The organism is Burkholderia aenigmatica, from assembly GCF_048627025.1.
Classification (GTDB): Bacteria; Pseudomonadota; Gammaproteobacteria; order Burkholderiales; family Burkholderiaceae; genus Burkholderia; species Burkholderia aenigmatica.
In genome coordinates this window covers 1,127,003-1,141,557 of record NZ_CP184468.1, presented here as the reverse complement: position 1 = coordinate 1,141,557, position 14,555 = coordinate 1,127,003, and the positions used below count along the sequence as shown (strand labels likewise).

The 14,555-nt window shown below is 65.1% G+C and carries 13 protein-coding genes and 1 other RNA gene; 4 read left to right on the top strand and 10 right to left on the bottom strand.

All coding sequences use genetic code 11. From position 1 onward, the window contains the following. Nucleotides 1–43 precede the first annotated feature (43 nt). The 7 genes from cmk to gyrA all read right to left on the bottom strand — a co-directional run bounded on the left by cmk (nucleotide 44) and on the right by gyrA (nucleotide 8,815). Nucleotides 44–730 (bottom strand): (d)CMP kinase, encoded by a 687-nt coding sequence (gene cmk, locus ACN8ZM_RS05390; protein WP_043181860.1) that lies wholly within the window; start codon nucleotides 728–730, stop codon nucleotides 44–46. 13 nt (nucleotides 731–743) lie between these two features. Continuing rightward, entirely contained in the window at nucleotides 744–2,048 is a 1,305-nt protein-coding gene (aroA, locus tag ACN8ZM_RS05385) for a 3-phosphoshikimate 1-carboxyvinyltransferase (RefSeq protein WP_420210724.1), read from the bottom strand. A 13-nt stretch (nucleotides 2,049–2,061) separates the two neighbouring features. Further along, entirely contained in the window at nucleotides 2,062–2,988 is a 927-nt protein-coding gene (locus ACN8ZM_RS05380) for a prephenate dehydrogenase (protein WP_420210723.1), read from the bottom strand. A gap of 186 nt (nucleotides 2,989–3,174) precedes the next feature. Continuing rightward, the gene (pheA, locus tag ACN8ZM_RS05375; RefSeq protein WP_043181854.1) at nucleotides 3,175–4,257 is read right to left on the bottom strand and encodes a prephenate dehydratase; all 1,083 of its coding nucleotides are present in this window, start codon (nucleotides 4,255–4,257) and stop codon (nucleotides 3,175–3,177) included. A 33-nt stretch (nucleotides 4,258–4,290) separates the two neighbouring features. Next, a complete protein-coding gene (serC, locus tag ACN8ZM_RS05370) occupies nucleotides 4,291–5,373 on the bottom strand; it encodes a 3-phosphoserine/phosphohydroxythreonine transaminase (protein ID WP_420210722.1) in 1,083 nt (360 codons plus the stop codon). A 155-nt stretch (nucleotides 5,374–5,528) separates the two neighbouring features. Further along, nucleotides 5,529–6,128, bottom strand: a complete 600-nt coding sequence (locus ACN8ZM_RS05365; protein WP_011351329.1) for a DUF2059 domain-containing protein — start codon at nucleotides 6,126–6,128, stop codon at nucleotides 5,529–5,531. 83 nt (nucleotides 6,129–6,211) lie between these two features. Next, nucleotides 6,212–8,815, bottom strand: coding sequence for a DNA gyrase subunit A (gene gyrA / locus ACN8ZM_RS05360; protein WP_089450129.1), 2,604 nt, complete (start codon nucleotides 8,813–8,815; stop codon nucleotides 6,212–6,214). 542 nt (nucleotides 8,816–9,357) lie between these two features. Between gyrA and ompA the strand changes: the two genes are divergently transcribed. The 4 genes from ompA (at nucleotide 9,358) to ssrA (ending at nucleotide 11,996) form a co-directional block, all read left to right on the top strand. After that, complete coding sequence (ompA, locus tag ACN8ZM_RS05355; RefSeq protein ID WP_006476579.1) at nucleotides 9,358–10,026, top strand: outer membrane protein OmpA; 669 nt, start codon at nucleotides 9,358–9,360, stop codon at nucleotides 10,024–10,026. A 154-nt stretch (nucleotides 10,027–10,180) separates the two neighbouring features. Next, nucleotides 10,181–10,879: a bifunctional 2-polyprenyl-6-hydroxyphenol methylase/3-demethylubiquinol 3-O-methyltransferase UbiG gene (gene ubiG / locus ACN8ZM_RS05350; protein WP_205821105.1), complete on the top strand. Its 699-nt coding sequence runs from the start codon at nucleotides 10,181–10,183 to the stop codon at nucleotides 10,877–10,879. A 13-nt stretch (nucleotides 10,880–10,892) separates the two neighbouring features. Further along, nucleotides 10,893–11,609: a phosphoglycolate phosphatase gene (gene gph / locus ACN8ZM_RS05345; protein ID WP_043181845.1), complete on the top strand. Its 717-nt coding sequence runs from the start codon at nucleotides 10,893–10,895 to the stop codon at nucleotides 11,607–11,609. 17 nt (nucleotides 11,610–11,626) lie between these two features. Then, nucleotides 11,627–11,996: a transfer-messenger RNA gene (gene ssrA, locus ACN8ZM_RS05340) on the top strand. 275 nt (nucleotides 11,997–12,271) lie between these two features. On the opposite strand, the gene ACN8ZM_RS05335 is transcribed toward ssrA, so the two are convergent. The 3 genes from ACN8ZM_RS05335 to ACN8ZM_RS05325 all read right to left on the bottom strand — a co-directional run bounded on the left by ACN8ZM_RS05335 (nucleotide 12,272) and on the right by ACN8ZM_RS05325 (nucleotide 14,481). Continuing rightward, entirely contained in the window at nucleotides 12,272–12,625 is a 354-nt protein-coding gene (locus ACN8ZM_RS05335) for a DUF4148 domain-containing protein (RefSeq protein ID WP_043181844.1), read from the bottom strand. A 378-nt stretch (nucleotides 12,626–13,003) separates the two neighbouring features. After that, the gene (locus ACN8ZM_RS05330; RefSeq protein WP_043181843.1) at nucleotides 13,004–13,273 is read right to left on the bottom strand and encodes a hypothetical protein; all 270 of its coding nucleotides are present in this window, start codon (nucleotides 13,271–13,273) and stop codon (nucleotides 13,004–13,006) included. 101 nt (nucleotides 13,274–13,374) lie between these two features. Further along, a complete protein-coding gene (locus ACN8ZM_RS05325) occupies nucleotides 13,375–14,481 on the bottom strand; it encodes a substrate-binding domain-containing protein (RefSeq protein ID WP_420210721.1) in 1,107 nt (368 codons plus the stop codon). Nucleotides 14,482–14,555 lie beyond the last annotated feature (74 nt).

Below are 14,555 nucleotides of genomic sequence, written 5' to 3'. Positions count from 1 at the left end.
CGCTCCGCACTTATGCGCGGAGCACCTACCGCTACCCGCCTTCTCAGGCGGGCTGGCCGAGCGCCCGGTACCACTGCAGCACCTGATCGACGGCTTCATCGACCGAAAGTGCCGACGTATCGAGCAGCTTGGCATCTGCCGCGGGCTTCAGCGGCGCGGCCGCGCGATTGCTGTCGCGCGCGTCACGTTCACGAAGATCCCGGAGCAAGTCATCTATATTAGCAGAAAAACCTTTTTGCATCAATTGCTTATGCCGTCTGGTCGCGCGCGCCTCGGCGCTGGCCGTCAGGAACACCTTCAGCACGGCGTCCGGGAAGATCACGGTGCCCATGTCGCGCCCGTCTGCAACGAGGCCCGGCGTCTTGCGGAACGCGCGCTGGCGCGCGACGAGCGCGGTGCGCACCGGCCCGTGCACGGCGATCGCCGATGCGCGGTTGCCGACCGCTTCGGCGCGGATGTCGTTCGACACATCGACGCCGTCGAGCTGCGCGCAGCCTTCGCGAAACGTGATGTGGAGATCGTCGATCAGCTTCACGAGTGCATCGATGTCGTCGGCCGCGATGTCGTAGCGTACGCTCGCCAGCGCCGCGAGACGGTACAGCGCGCCACTGTCGAGCAGGTGGAAGCCGAGATGCGCGGCGACGAGCGCAGCGACGGTGCCCTTGCCGGAAGCAGTCGGGCCGTCGATCGTGATGACAGGGGTCGGGTGAAAGGGTCGGGTCGATTTCATCGGAACAATCAGGTCAGGCTTTGGCGAGCGCGGCGAAGCGGTCGAAATAGTCGGGGAACGTCTTGCCGACGCACTTCGGGTCGTTGATCCGCACGGGCACGCCGCCCAGGCTGACGAGCGAGAAGCACATCGCCATCCGGTGGTCGTCGTACGTGTCGATCGCCGCGTTCGGCGTGAGCTTTTCCGGCGGCGTGACGACGAGATAGTCGGGGCCTTCCTCGACGATCGCGCCGACCTTGCGCAGCTCGGTCGCCATCGCGGCGATGCGGTCGGTTTCCTTCACGCGCCAGCTGGCGATGTTGCGCAGCGTGCTCGTGCCGTTCGCGAACAGCGCCGCGACCGCGATGGTCATCGCCGCATCGGGGATCAGGTTGAAGTCCATGTCGATCGGCTCGAGCTTGCCGTGGTCGTGGCCGATGCCGCGCACGTCGATCCAGTCGTCGCCCATCGTCACGTTCGCGCCCATCTGCATCAGCGCATTCGCGAAGCCGACATCGCCCTGGATGCTCGCACGCCCCACGCCTTCGACGCGCAGCGGGCCGCCGCCAAGTGCGCCGGCCGCGAGGAAGTACGACGCGGACGACGCGTCGCCCTCGACCATGATCCGGCCCGGCGAGCGATAGCGGACGCCGGCCGGCACGACGAAGCGCTGCCAGCCGTCGCGCTCGACGGTCACGCCGAAGCGCTCCATCAGCCGGATCGTGATGTCGATGTACGGCTTCGAGATCAGTTCGCCGTCGACCTCGACGACGGTGTTGCCGTCCTTCGCCTTCACGAGCGGCAGCGTCATCAGCAACGCCGTGAGGAACTGGCTCGACACGTCACCGCGCACACGGATCGGTGCGTCGACAGAAACCGTCGCGGGCTTGATCCGCAGCGGCGGGTAGCCTTCGTTCAGCTCGTAGTCGATCTGCGCGCCGATCTGCCGCAAGCCGTCGACGAGATCGCCGATCGGCCGCTCGTGCATGCGCGGCACGCCATGCACGCGATAGTCGCCGCCGTTCACCGCGAGCGCGGCGGTCAGCGGCCGCACGGCCGTGCCCGCGTTGCCGAGGAACAGGTCGGCCGTCTTCGCGGTGAATGCGCCGCGCGTGCCCGTGACGACGCAGGTGTCGCCATCGCGCGCGAGCTTCACGCCGAGCTTGCCGAGTGCGTCGAGCATCACGCGCGTGTCGTCGGAGTCGAGCAGGTTGGTGATCGTCGTTTCGCCTTCGGCAAGCGCCGCGAGCAACAGCACGCGGTTCGAAATGCTTTTCGAGCCGGGCAGGCGCACGGTGCCCGATGCGCTGGAGTATGGGCCGAGATCGAGATAGTCCATGGGAATCATCCTGTTATTTCTTGACCGGTTCGGCAGCGGGCGTACCGCCGCGCTCCTGCCATGCCTTGCGCGCGGCGCGCGAGCGCGTGAACACGGCTTCGAGCGCCGCGCCGTCGCCGGCGTCGATCGCCGCGCGCAGCCGTGTGAGCACGCGCGTGTAGCCATCGAGTTCGTCGAGCAGCGCCGCGCGGTTGGCGACACACACGTCGCGCCACATCTCCGGGCTCGACGCAGCGATGCGCGTGAAATCGCGGAAGCCGCCCGCCGCGTACGAGAATTTCAGTTCCGCGTCGGCCTCGCCAAGGATCTGCTCGACGAGCGCGAACGACAGCACGTGCGGCAGATGGCTGATCGACGCAAACACGCGATCATGCTGCTCGGTGCTCATCGTGCGCACGTCGGCGCCGGTTTCGCGCCACATCGCGTCGATCCGGGCGACGGATTCGGGCAGGTTCTCCGGCAGCGGACACAGCACGACGTTGCGGCCGACATACAGATCCGGCAACGCGGCCTCGACGCCGCTCGACTCGCGACCGGCAATCGGATGCCCCGGCACGAACTGCGCGATACGCGCGCCGAGCGCTTCGCGCGCGGCCACGACGACATCGGACTTGGTGCTGCCCGCATCGGTGACGATCGTCGCCGCTTCAAGCCACGGCGCGATGCGCGCAAGCAACGGGCCCGTCTGCGCGACGGGTGCCGCCAGCAGCACGAGATCGGCGCTTGCCAGCGCGTCGCGCAATTGCACGTCGTCGTCGAGCGCTGCCGCGCGATCGATCACGCCGAGCGCGAGCGCGCGCTCGACCGACGTACGCGAACGGCCCACGCCGACGACCTCGCCCGCGCTGCCCGGCGCGCGCTCGCGCAGCGCGCGGGCCAGCGATCCGCCGATCAGGCCGACGCCGAAGATGACCAGTTTGTTGAATGCAAAGCCTGACACGACAAGAGCCAAGTTACGCGCGCAGGACGACACCCCGCACGCGGAATTCCAGATTCCGGGCAACGGGCTCGCATCCGGCGCAACCTGCGCCGGACACCGCCCGAACCCGCCTTCGGCAGCACCGACCGGCCTGCCCTGCCCGCCTGGCCGCAACGCCTGCTCGAACAGGCGACGGGCCGCCGCGCCTCAGCGTGCGCGCGGATACGAACCGAGTACCTTCAGGAACGCAGCCTTCTGGCCGAGTTCCGCGAGCGCGGCCGCCACCGCCGCATCGTCCCGGTGCCCTTCGATGTCGATGTAGAAGTAGTACTCCCACGTGCCGACGCGCGCCGGACGCGACTCGAAGCGCGTCATCGACACGCCATGCCGCGCGAGCGGCTCGAGCAGCTTGAACACGGCGCCCGGCTCGTTCTTCACCGACACGATCAGCGACGTCTGGTCGTGACCGCTTTGCCCGGCCGGCTGCTTGCCGATGATCACGAAGCGCGTGCGGTTGTGCGGATCGTCCTGGATCAGCGAGAACGCGATCTGCAAGCCGTAGTGCGCGGCTGCGCGGTCGCCCGCGATCGCCGCGACGGTCGGATCGGCCGCCGCGAGACGCGCGGCCTCCGCGTTGCTCGCCACCGCCTGCCGCTCGAGCTGCGGCGCATTCGCCGCGAGCCACTGCTGGCATTGCGCGAGCGCCTGCGCATGCGCGCAGACGCGCTTCACACCGTCGAGCGTGCCGCTCTGCGTCAGCAGGTTGTGGTGGATCGGCAGCGCGAGCTCGCCGCTGATCAACAGTTGCGTCTGCAGCAGCAGGTCGAGCGTGCGTGACACGGCGCCTTCGGTCGAATTCTCGACCGGCGCGATGCCGAACGCGGACGCACCGGCCTCGACCGAACGGAACACCTCGTCGATCGACGGGCACGGCAGCCCTTCGATCGACTGGCCGAAATACTCGAGCATCGCCTGCTCGCTGTACGTGCCGACCGGCCCGAGGAACGCGACGTGGATCGTCTGCTCGAGCGCGCGGCTCGCGGCCATGATCTCGCGCCAGATGGCGCTGATGTGCTCGCTCGCGAGCGGCCCCGCGCTCATGTCCTGCAGCCGCGCGATCACCTGCAGCTCGCGCTCCGGCCGGAACACCGGTGCGTTGAAATGCTTCTTGACTTCGCCCACCTCCAGCGCCACCGCGGCGCGCTGGTTCAGGAGCGAGATCAGCTGCGCATCGATCGCGTCGATGCGATCGCGCAGCGGTTTCAGGCGGGAATTCAGTTCGTCGTCCATGCGTTTTGCCGTGCTGTTTGAACAGCGCCGCCGTCAGGCGCCGCGCTGCTCGAAGTCCTTCATGTACTCGACGAGCGCTTTCACACCCTCGAGCGGCACCGCGTTGTAGATCGACGCCCGCATGCCGCCGACGGACTTGTGGCCCTTCAGCTGCAGCAGCCCGCGCGCCTTTGCGCCGGCGAGGAAGTCTTCATTGCGCGTTTCGTCGGCCAGGAAAAACGGCACGTTCATCCGCGAACGTGCTGCCGGCTCGACCTTGTTCAGATAGAAACTGCTCGAATCGATCGTGTCGTAGAGCAGCTTCGCCTTCTCGATATTGCGGGCCTCGATCGCTTCGAGGCCACCCTGCCGCTTCAGCCACTGGAATACCAGGCCCGCGATGTAGATCGCGTAGGTGGGCGGCGTGTTGTACAGCGAGTTGTTCGCGGCGATGGTCTTCCATTCGAACGCGGACGGGCAGATCGACAGCGCGCGGTCGAGCAGATCCTCGCGCACGATCACGAGCGTCACGCCGGCCATCCCGATGTTCTTCTGCGCGCCGCCGAACAGCACGCCGTACTTCGCGACGTCCATCGGACGCGACAGGATGTGCGACGAGACATCCGCGACCAGCGGCACGTCGCCGAGATCGGGAATCTCGAACGTCTCGACGCCGTCGATCGTCTCGTTGGTGCACAGATGCACGTAGGCCGGATCGTCCGACAGCTGCCATTCGGCGCGCGCGGGCGCACGCGTGAAGCCGTCTTCCGTCTTGCCGGTCGCGGCGAGATGCGGCGTACCGTATTTCTTCGCTTCGCTGAACGACTTCTGCGACCACGAACCCGTGACGACGAAGTCGGCCGTCGTGCGCGACCCGAGCAGGTTCATCGGCACGATCGCGTTTTCCGCGATACCGCCGCCCTGCAGGAACAGGATCCGGTGGCTGGCCGGCACGCCGAGCAGGTCGCGCAGGTCGGTCAGCGCGGCCTCGTGGATCGACATGAATTCCTTGCCGCGGTGGCTCATCTCCATCACGCTCATGCCGCTGCCGTGCCAGTCGAGCATTTCGTCGGCAGCTTGTCGCAGCACTTCCTCGGGCATCGCCGCGGGGCCGGCGGAGAAATTAAAGACGCGCATCGTGAAAACCTCGGAGGGACGCGACCGGCTCGCTGCCGGCAGAACGCGCCAGAAAAGAAATGGCCGCTTGCGCTCACGCGCAAACGGCCATTATCGCACTGTCGTCAGGCTCCCGCCAAACCCGGCCGAACGGCCGGAGGCGTGCCCGGACGGCTTTACTTGCCCGGCTTGACTGCTGCGACTTCCTTGTCAGCCTGCGTGCGCGTTGCCTGGATAGCTTGCGGCATGTACTTCTGCATCAGGCCGTTGACCACGTCGCGACCGACTTGATCCTGAACCTGGATGAACTTGCGGCCCGTCGGGCTCTTGTAGAACGTCGTCAGATCCTTGATCTCCGACGTGCTGTAGTACTTCGCGTAGGCGTCGTACTGAGCCGACATCGCGTCGTTCTGGAACTGTTGCGTGCCGAACACCTTGCCTGCGCCGTCAACCAGCTTCGGCACCGCGTTCTTCTGCAGCGTCGGAACGGCAGCCTGCTTCTGCTTGTCGTTCAGCGTCTTGTTTTCCGACAGCGCGTCCGACAGGATCGCCGGGACGAGTTGCTTGGCCTGCATTTCGGCGCTGTTGCCGATTGCCGACACGAGCTTCGGCGCGTCGATCGCGTCGAGCAGATCCTTGATCGCTGCCTTCTTGTCGGCGTCGATCGGCGCAGCTGCTGCCGGAGCTGCCGGTGCGGAATTCGACAGCGCTTGCGCCATCGCGAACGTCGGCACCAGTGCAGCCAGCAGAACCAGTTGCTTGAATTGCTTTTGCATCATCACTCCCTTTTGGAAATATGAATGGTTGCTCGCCGGCCGCGGCGCTTCGCGCCCGCGGCGGCTAGAGTCTCATCCGTTCTTCAGGCTTCGCCGTCCGACGCCTCGTCGGCCTCGCCGTCACCCTCCTCGGCCTCCGCGATCTGCTGCAGGCCAGAGAGCTTGGTACCCTCATCGAGACTGATGAGTGTAACACCTTGCGTAGCACGGCCCATCTCGCGAATCTCCGAGACACGGGTGCGAATCAACACACCGGCCGTCGTGATCAGCATGATCTGATCTTCGGCATCGACGAGCGTTGCGGCCACAACCTTGCCGTTGCGCTCGGACGTCTGGATCGCGATCATACCCTTCGTGCCGCGGCCGTGACGCGTGTACTCGGTGATCGGCGTGCGCTTGCCGTAGCCGTTCTCGGTCGCGGTGAGCACCGTCTGCTCTTCGCTACCGGCGACCAGCAGCGCGATGACCTGCTGCCCGTCCTCGAGCTGCATGCCGCGCACGCCGCGCGCCTCGCGGCCCATCGGACGCACGTCGTTCTCGTCGAAGCGCACGGCCTTGCCGGAGTCCGAGAACAGCATCACGTCGTGCGCGCCGTCGGTGATCGACGCACCGATCAGGTAGTCGCCCTCGTCGAGGCCGACCGCGATGATGCCCTTCTTCATCGGGCGGCTGAACGCCTCGAGCGGCGTCTTCTTCACGGTGCCGAGCGACGTCGCCATGAAGATGAACTTGTCGGCCGAGAATTCCTTGACCGGCAGCACGACGTTGATCTTCTCGCCTTCCTGCAGCGGGAACATGTTGACGATCGGGCGGCCGCGCGAGTTGCGCGAGCCCTGCGGCACTTCATAGACCTTGACCCAGTACACGCGGCCGCGGTTCGAGAAGCACAGGATGTAGTCGTGCGTGTTCGCAATGAACAGCGTCTCGATCCAGTCGTCTTCCTTCATCTGCGTCGCCTGCTTGCCGCGACCGCCGCGCTTCTGCGCACGGTACTCGGACAGCGGCTGCGACTTCACGTAGCCCGCATGCGACATCGTGACGACCATGTCCTGCGGCGTGATCAGATCTTCGGTGTTCAGCTCGGTCGCGTTCAGCTCGATCTTCGAGCGGCGCGCGTCGCCGAACTCGGCCTTCACCGAGGTCAGCTCCTCGCCGATCATCGTCGTGATCCGCTCGGGGCGCGCGAGGATGTCCAGCAGGTCGGCGATCTGCGCCATCACTTCGCGGTACTCGCCGATGATCTTGTCCTGCTCGAGGCCGGTCAGGCGCTGCAGACGCATCTGCAGGATTTCCTGGGCCTGCGTGTCGGACAGGCGGTACAGCCCGTCGACCTGCATGCCGAACGCCGGGTTCAGGCCTTCCGGACGGTACGCGGAACGGCCGCCGGCCGCCGCATTCTCGCTCTCGGCACGCGTGAGCATCTCGCGCACGAGCGACGAATCCCACGGCTTCGCCATCAACTCCGCCTTCGCGATCGGCGGCGTCGGCGCGGCCTTGATGATCGCGATGAACTCGTCGATGTTCGCGAGCGCAACCGCCAGACCTTCGAGTACGTGGCCGCGTTCGCGGGCCTTGCGCAGTTCGTAGATCGTGCGGCGCGTCAGCACTTCGCGTCGATGCGACAGGAAGCACTGCAGGATTTCCTTCAGGTTCAGCAGCTTCGGCTGGCCGTCGACGAGCGCGACCATGTTCATGCCGAACGTGTCCTGGAGCTGCGTCGCCTTGTACAGGTTGTTCAGCACCACTTCCGGCACTTCGCCGCGCTTGAGCTCGATCACGACACGCATGCCGCTCTTGTCGGACTCGTCGCGGATGTCGGAGATGCCTTCGAGCTTCTTCTCGTTGACGAGCTCGGCGATCCGCTCGAGCAGCGAACGCTTGTTCACCTGATACGGCAGCTCGTCGACGATGATCGCCATCCGCTGGCCGCGGTCGATCTCCTCGAAGTGCGTGGCCGCGCGCATCACGACGCGACCGCGCCCGGTGCGGTAGCCGTCGCGCACGCCGGCGACGCCGTAGATGATGCCGGCCGTCGGGAAATCCGGCGCCGGGATGATCTCGATCAGTTCGTCGATCGTCGCTTCCGGGTTGCCCAGCAGATGCTGGCACGCGTCGACGACTTCGTTCAGGTTGTGCGGCGGAATGTTGGTCGCCATGCCGACCGCGATACCCGACGAGCCGTTGATCAGCAGGTTCGGGATGCGCGACGGCAGGACCGACGGCTGCATTTCGTTGCCGTCGTAGTTCGGCTCGAAATCGACCGTTTCCTTGTCGATGTCGGCGAGCAGCTCGTGGCCGATCTTCGCCATGCGAATTTCGGTGTAACGCATCGCCGCGGCATTGTCGCCGTCGATCGAGCCGAAGTTGCCCTGCCCGTCGATCAGCATGTAGCGCAGCGAGAAGTCCTGCGCCATCCGCACGATCGTGTCGTAGACCGCAGTGTCGCCGTGAGGGTGGTACTTACCGATCACGTCACCGACGATACGCGCCGACTTCTTGTACGCGCGGTTCCAGTCGTTGTTCAGTTCGTGCATCGCGAACAACACGCGCCGGTGCACGGGCTTCAGGCCATCGCGGACATCCGGGAGGGCACGTCCGACGATCACGCTCATCGCGTAATCGAGATACGAACGGCGCATTTCCTCCTCTAGGGAGGTGGGCAGGGTCTCTTTGGCGAATTGATCCATGTATCCGTATCGTTTCGGAGCGAAGACGGCGAACGCCTTTCGCGTGGGCGCTGCATGCGCAACGCAACGCGAGATTCTAACATGCGCCCATCAGCCGCCAATTCGCCGCCCCCTCTATATATAAATAGCAAAAATCGCAGCGCCAGCGAATCGGCCGGAATTGCACACCGCAATCGCGCCCGACTCGACATCACGGACGATTGCAACATCGCTTGTTTTTCGCGCACGAGTAAACAACTGCATTCACCGGCGCAATTTCGTCGCCACACTCTTGACAATCTCTAAAAGTTACGGCAGGTCAGTGTTGCGCATGCACCACAAAGTTGAAGCGATCTTGGGGTGGGGAGGATTTTTTTTCGTAGGAAGGGAACGATATGGCAAAATGCCAACGCACTGAAAGTTAGACGCTGCTCGAAGTCTACACAGAGGCGGCGCCGCGTTTTTTGTGCCGCACCAATGTTATACTTCGAGCAATGTATGACTTGTCACCGTCAACAGGCTCGCAGTAAACCTGCGGTAATCTCAATTTCGAGAGGAGAAATATGAATAAACTTTCAAAGCTCGCGTTCATTGCAGCTACCGCAGTTATGGCTGCATCCGCTTCGGCACAGTCGGTGCCGGCGTCGCGTCAAGCCGTCAATGACAACTGGGTCAACGGCACGGGCGAATGGGTGTGGATGAACGGCACGAACGAGCTCTGCTGGCGCGATGCGTTCTGGACGCCGGCCACCGCCAACGCGAAGTGCGATGGCGCACTGGTCGCCCAGGCACCGCAGCCGCCGGTCGCTCCGGTCGCTCCGGCAATCACGAGCCAGAAGATCACGTATCAAGCTGACGCACTGTTCGACTTCGACAAGGCAACGCTCAAGCCGCTGGGCAAGCAAAAGCTGGACGAACTGGCTTCGAAGATCGAAGGCATGAACACGGAAGTGGTCGTCGCAACGGGCTACACGGACCGCATCGGTTCGGACAAGTACAACGACCGTCTGTCGCTGCGCCGTGCGCAAGCCGTGAAGTCGTACCTGGTCAGCAAGGGTGTGCCGGCCAACAAGATCTACACGGAAGGCAAGGGCAAGCGCAACCCGGTTACGACTGGCTGCAACCAGAAGAACCGCAAGCAACTCATCGCCTGCCTCGCACCGGATCGCCGCGTGGAAGTCGAAGTGGTTGGTACGCAGCAAGTGCAGAAGACGACCGTTCCGGCAAACTAAGCCGCGGTTTTCGACTGCCTCAAAGCCCCGCCCCGGCGGGGCTTTTTCTTTGATGCCTGCCCAGGCGCTCGCCGCTTCGCCGCTCGTCCGCTTCTTATATACTCGGGGCTGACGAACCGCAGCACCGCCCTCCTCCCGTAGCCCGTTTGCCGACATGACCAACGCCGATCCGCACGAACTCCAGAAATTCAGCGACCTCGCCCATCGGTGGTGGGATCCGAATGCCGAATTCAAGCCGCTGCACGACCTGAACCCGGTCCGGCTCGGTTGGATCGATGCGCATGCGCACCTCGCCGGCAAGCGCGCACTCGACATCGGTTGCGGCGGCGGCATCCTGTCCGAATCGATGGCCGGACTCGGCGCACAGGTGAAAGGCATCGACCTGTCGACTGAAGCGCTTGGCGTCGCCGACCTGCACAGCCTCGAAAGCGGCATCACGGTCGACTACGAGGCCATCGCCGCCGAAGCGATCGCCGCGCGCGAACCGGGCGCCTACGATGTCGTCACGTGCATGGAGATGCTCGAGCACGTACCGTCGCCCGGCGATATCGTCGCCGCGTGCGCGACGCTCGTGAAACCGGGTGGCTGGGTGTTCTTCTCGACGCTGAACCGCAACTTGAAGGCCTACCTGTTCGCCGTGATCGGCGCGGAGTACATCGCGCAAATGCTGCCCAAGGGCACGCACGACTACGCGCGCTTCATCCGCCCGTCGGAACTGGCCGGCTTCATACGCGCGACGGATCTGCACATCGTGGAGATCAAGGGCATCACGTATCACCCGATCGGCAAGCGCTTCGCGCTGTCGAACGACGCGGACATCAACTACCTCGTCGCGTGCCGCCGCGGCGCGTGACCTTCCAACCGGCATGACGACTCCTCTCTCGACCGCGCGGGCTGCACTCGACGAACCGCGCCTGCTGCACTGCGATGCCGTGCTGTTCGACCTGGACGGTACGCTCGCCGATACGGCGCCCGATCTCGCGGCTGCCGTCAACAAGATGCAACGCGTGCGCGACCTGCCGGAAACACCGCTCGACGTGCTGCGGCCGCTGGCCTCGGCCGGCGCACGCGGCCTGCTCGGCGGCGCGTTCGGCATCGATCCGCACACGCCCGGCTACGAAGCGATGCGCGACGAGTTCCTGGCCAACTACGCGACGGATCTGTGCGTGCATACGACGCTGTTCCCGGGCATTGGCGACGTGCTCGACGAGCTCGACGCGCGTGGCGTGCGCTGGGGCATCGTCACGAACAAGGCGATGCGGCTCACGGCGCCGCTCGTCGACCTGCTCGGTCTCGCGCCGCGCGCCGCCTGCGTCGTCGGGGGCGACACAACGCCGCACCCGAAGCCGCACCCGGCCCCGCTGCTGCATGCGGCCGACCAGTTGACGCTCGCGCCTGCGCGCATCGTCTACGTCGGCGACGACCTGCGCGACATTCAGGCCGGCAGCGCCGCCGGCATGGCGACGGTCGCGGCCGCGTACGGCTACTGCGGCGACGGCGCCGCGCCATCCGACTGGCAAGCGCAGCATCTCGTCGACACGACGCAGCAACTACGCGAACTGCTGCGCGATGTTGGGCTATAATGTTTGATCTTATCCGCGGGGGCGACCTGGTTTCGACAGGGGTTGTGAAGCGGCTAGGGCATGTCGAGGACCCGTCACCTCGTTAATCAATGGGAAAATCGTAACTGCAAACGACGATACGTTCGCACTGGCAGCCTAAGGGCCGCCGTCCTCTGCCTAGTTCACTGACGGGCTAGTGTCGCAAGACCGGTAGCAATACCGCCAGAGGTCATTTACGTCAGTTAAGCTCTGTCGGCGTCGCGACGCCAGGGTCGAAAACTTAGCGAATCGCCGTAGTGCAGCGTGTTCGTCCGCGTCGCTGCGGTTAAATCAAATGACTGAACTAAACATGTAGAACTAGTCGTAGAGCGCTTCTGGACGCGGGTTCGATTCCCGCCGCCTCCACCAAATTCCGCGTTCGCCGCACGAACCCCGCATGACGCAAGTCTGCGGGGTTTTTTGTTGCCGGCGAAACGCATGCGTCCCTCTCCTGCCGAAAAAGCGCCCAGCCACGGATGGGCCGGGCGGAATGCCGCCGGACTTCCGGCGACAGGAGGTGACGGATGTCCTGCCGCGCCTGCGCAATCATCGATCGCGCCCGGCAGCGGCCAGCCCGGGTGCTGCGGCGCCGGGCGCGACGTGTCGTCGCACCCGGCATTCACGCACACCGGGCGATACGCGGCTTAGCTGCCGCGATACAGCGACTTCATTTCTTCAGCGGTGGCCGGGCGCACGCCCATTGCACGCGAACCCGATGCCGACGCGCCCTGCGCCTGTGCACCGTAACCGCTGGCGTCGGCGCCTTGCGCCTGCGCCAGCGCAGCGCGCTGCTGCTCTGCAACACGCGCCGTTGCAGCCTGGATCGCTTCCGGGTAATGCGGATCTTCGCCGCGAGCGGTGTTGTAACCTGCCTGCTGCAGCTGGACCAGTTCAGCGCGAACCTGTGCGCGGGTGATCGTCGAACCCGACTGGGCGAACGACACGACCGGGGCAACGAGAGCGGCAGCAACGACAACAGCTTGAACGAGCGACTTCATGATGACCTACCTCCAGATTTGTCTGTGTTCGCGGTGAACACCTTGTTCATCGCTGACAACCCGAAGTTTATGTAGGCGGATGCTTAAGAATAAGGCAGGTTTCAGGAAGACATCCTTCCTGATTTACGGGTTAACCCTAAATTCCCCGCCAGGCCAGCGATGCGCACACGCGGACATCGCCCGACATCGAATCGCATGAAGATTCGCCGGAAAGCAAAAAGCCCCGCGAAGCGGCAACGCTTCGCGGGGCTCGGACAGAATCGAATGTGTACAGGATCCTGCAGTTGCCGGTCAGCCGGTCAGGCCGGTGCACAGGCGCAACGCGCGCCAGCGAACCGGTGCAGCATGACCTCCGTGCGGGCGCACCCGTCCGCCGTGTTACCGGCTATCCATCGGACACTTCAGGTTGCAGCCGCTCGGATCGCCCAAGTCGCCCTTGCGACGTAAGGCCGACTTCTTGCCGCTCTGGTATTTCTGCGACGGCGCCGACGCCGCGAACGGCATCTGCGGATGTTCGTTCAGGCGAAACTGTTCGCTCAGGATACCGCCGGGCACACCAGGAGAATTCTGCGCGAGCGCAAACGGCGAAACAGTGACCAGCAGCCCCGCGGTCAACGCTGCCGCGGCGAGGGGAACGGAAAATTTCATGGCGGGATGACGCTTGAACGGCGTGCTTGTTGGAACGTTGATCAAGCGGCAAGCGTAGCGCAAATCCCCCACTGCTGCATCGCGGTTCGATCGCGCCCGCGTTACCGGGAATTGCCGTCCGGCAAGCCCGCGCCCTCGCCGCCGGCCAGCCCCGCCACGATGCTCGTCAGCGATCCGCACGCGGCCGGATCGTAGCCGTCGAGATGCGCGACGCGCTCGATGAAACGCACGTCGCGCAACAGCGCCAGTACGCCGGCAAGCGGCCGCGCGTCGAGCTGCGCGCGTTCGCACGCGAAGTAATAGTCCTCGTCGACGACCGGGATGAAATCGAGGCCGAAATGATGGGCGGCAGGCTCGACGCCGAAGCCTAGATCGGCCATCCCGCTCGCGACGAATGCCGCGATCGCCGAATGGGTGAGTTCGGCGGACGCATAGCCGTCGATACGCTCGGGATCGATGCCGATCGCCCGCAGCGCGAGATCCAGCAGCATGCGCGTGCCCGACCCCGGCTGGCGGTTGACGAAGCGGATGTCATTGCGCGCGAGATCCGCGAGCCCACGAACCTGCTTCGGGTTGCCGCGCGGAACGAACAGCCCCTGCTGACGCCGTGTCAGGTGGATCAGCACATGGCGCGTATCGTCGAGCCACGGCCGGTAGATCTGTGCGCACTGCGCGCGAAACGCGCCACGCGGCAGATGGAAGCCAGCCAGGTCGCACTCGCCGCGGGCAAGCGCCTGCACGGCCTCGACGCTCTCGCGGTACTTGATGTCGACAGCCGCCTGCGCATCGACGAGCGCCGATACGAGCGTCGCGACCGCGTAGCCGTGCGACGCGTGGATGCGCACGGCGCCATCACGCTGCGCGAGCCGACGATTCAGGTCGCTCGCCACTTCGGCCGCCAGCGTACGCAGGTTCCCGTCGAGCCGGCTGCGCGCAAGGCGCTGCGCATCGACGACCGCCTGCCCGAGCGCCGACAGCGTCGAGCCCTTGCCGCGCGCGGTTTCGATCAGTTCTCCGCCGATGCACGCCTCCAGCGCGCGCAGCATGCCCCACGCGTGCCGGTAGGACAGCCCTTTCGCTTGCGCGGCCTGCGCAATGCTGCCCGTGTCGGCCACGAGTTCCAGCAGCGGCGCGACATCCGACAGGCTGGCGGTGCGGCCTTCCGTGTCGCGTACGGTCAGATACGCGTCGCATTCGATTCGAATCAATTATGCACTCCGATTTCCTATTGCGACCGCAAAAGCTTCCGCTTATCGTTGGTCAAAATCAATCAGAACGAAGC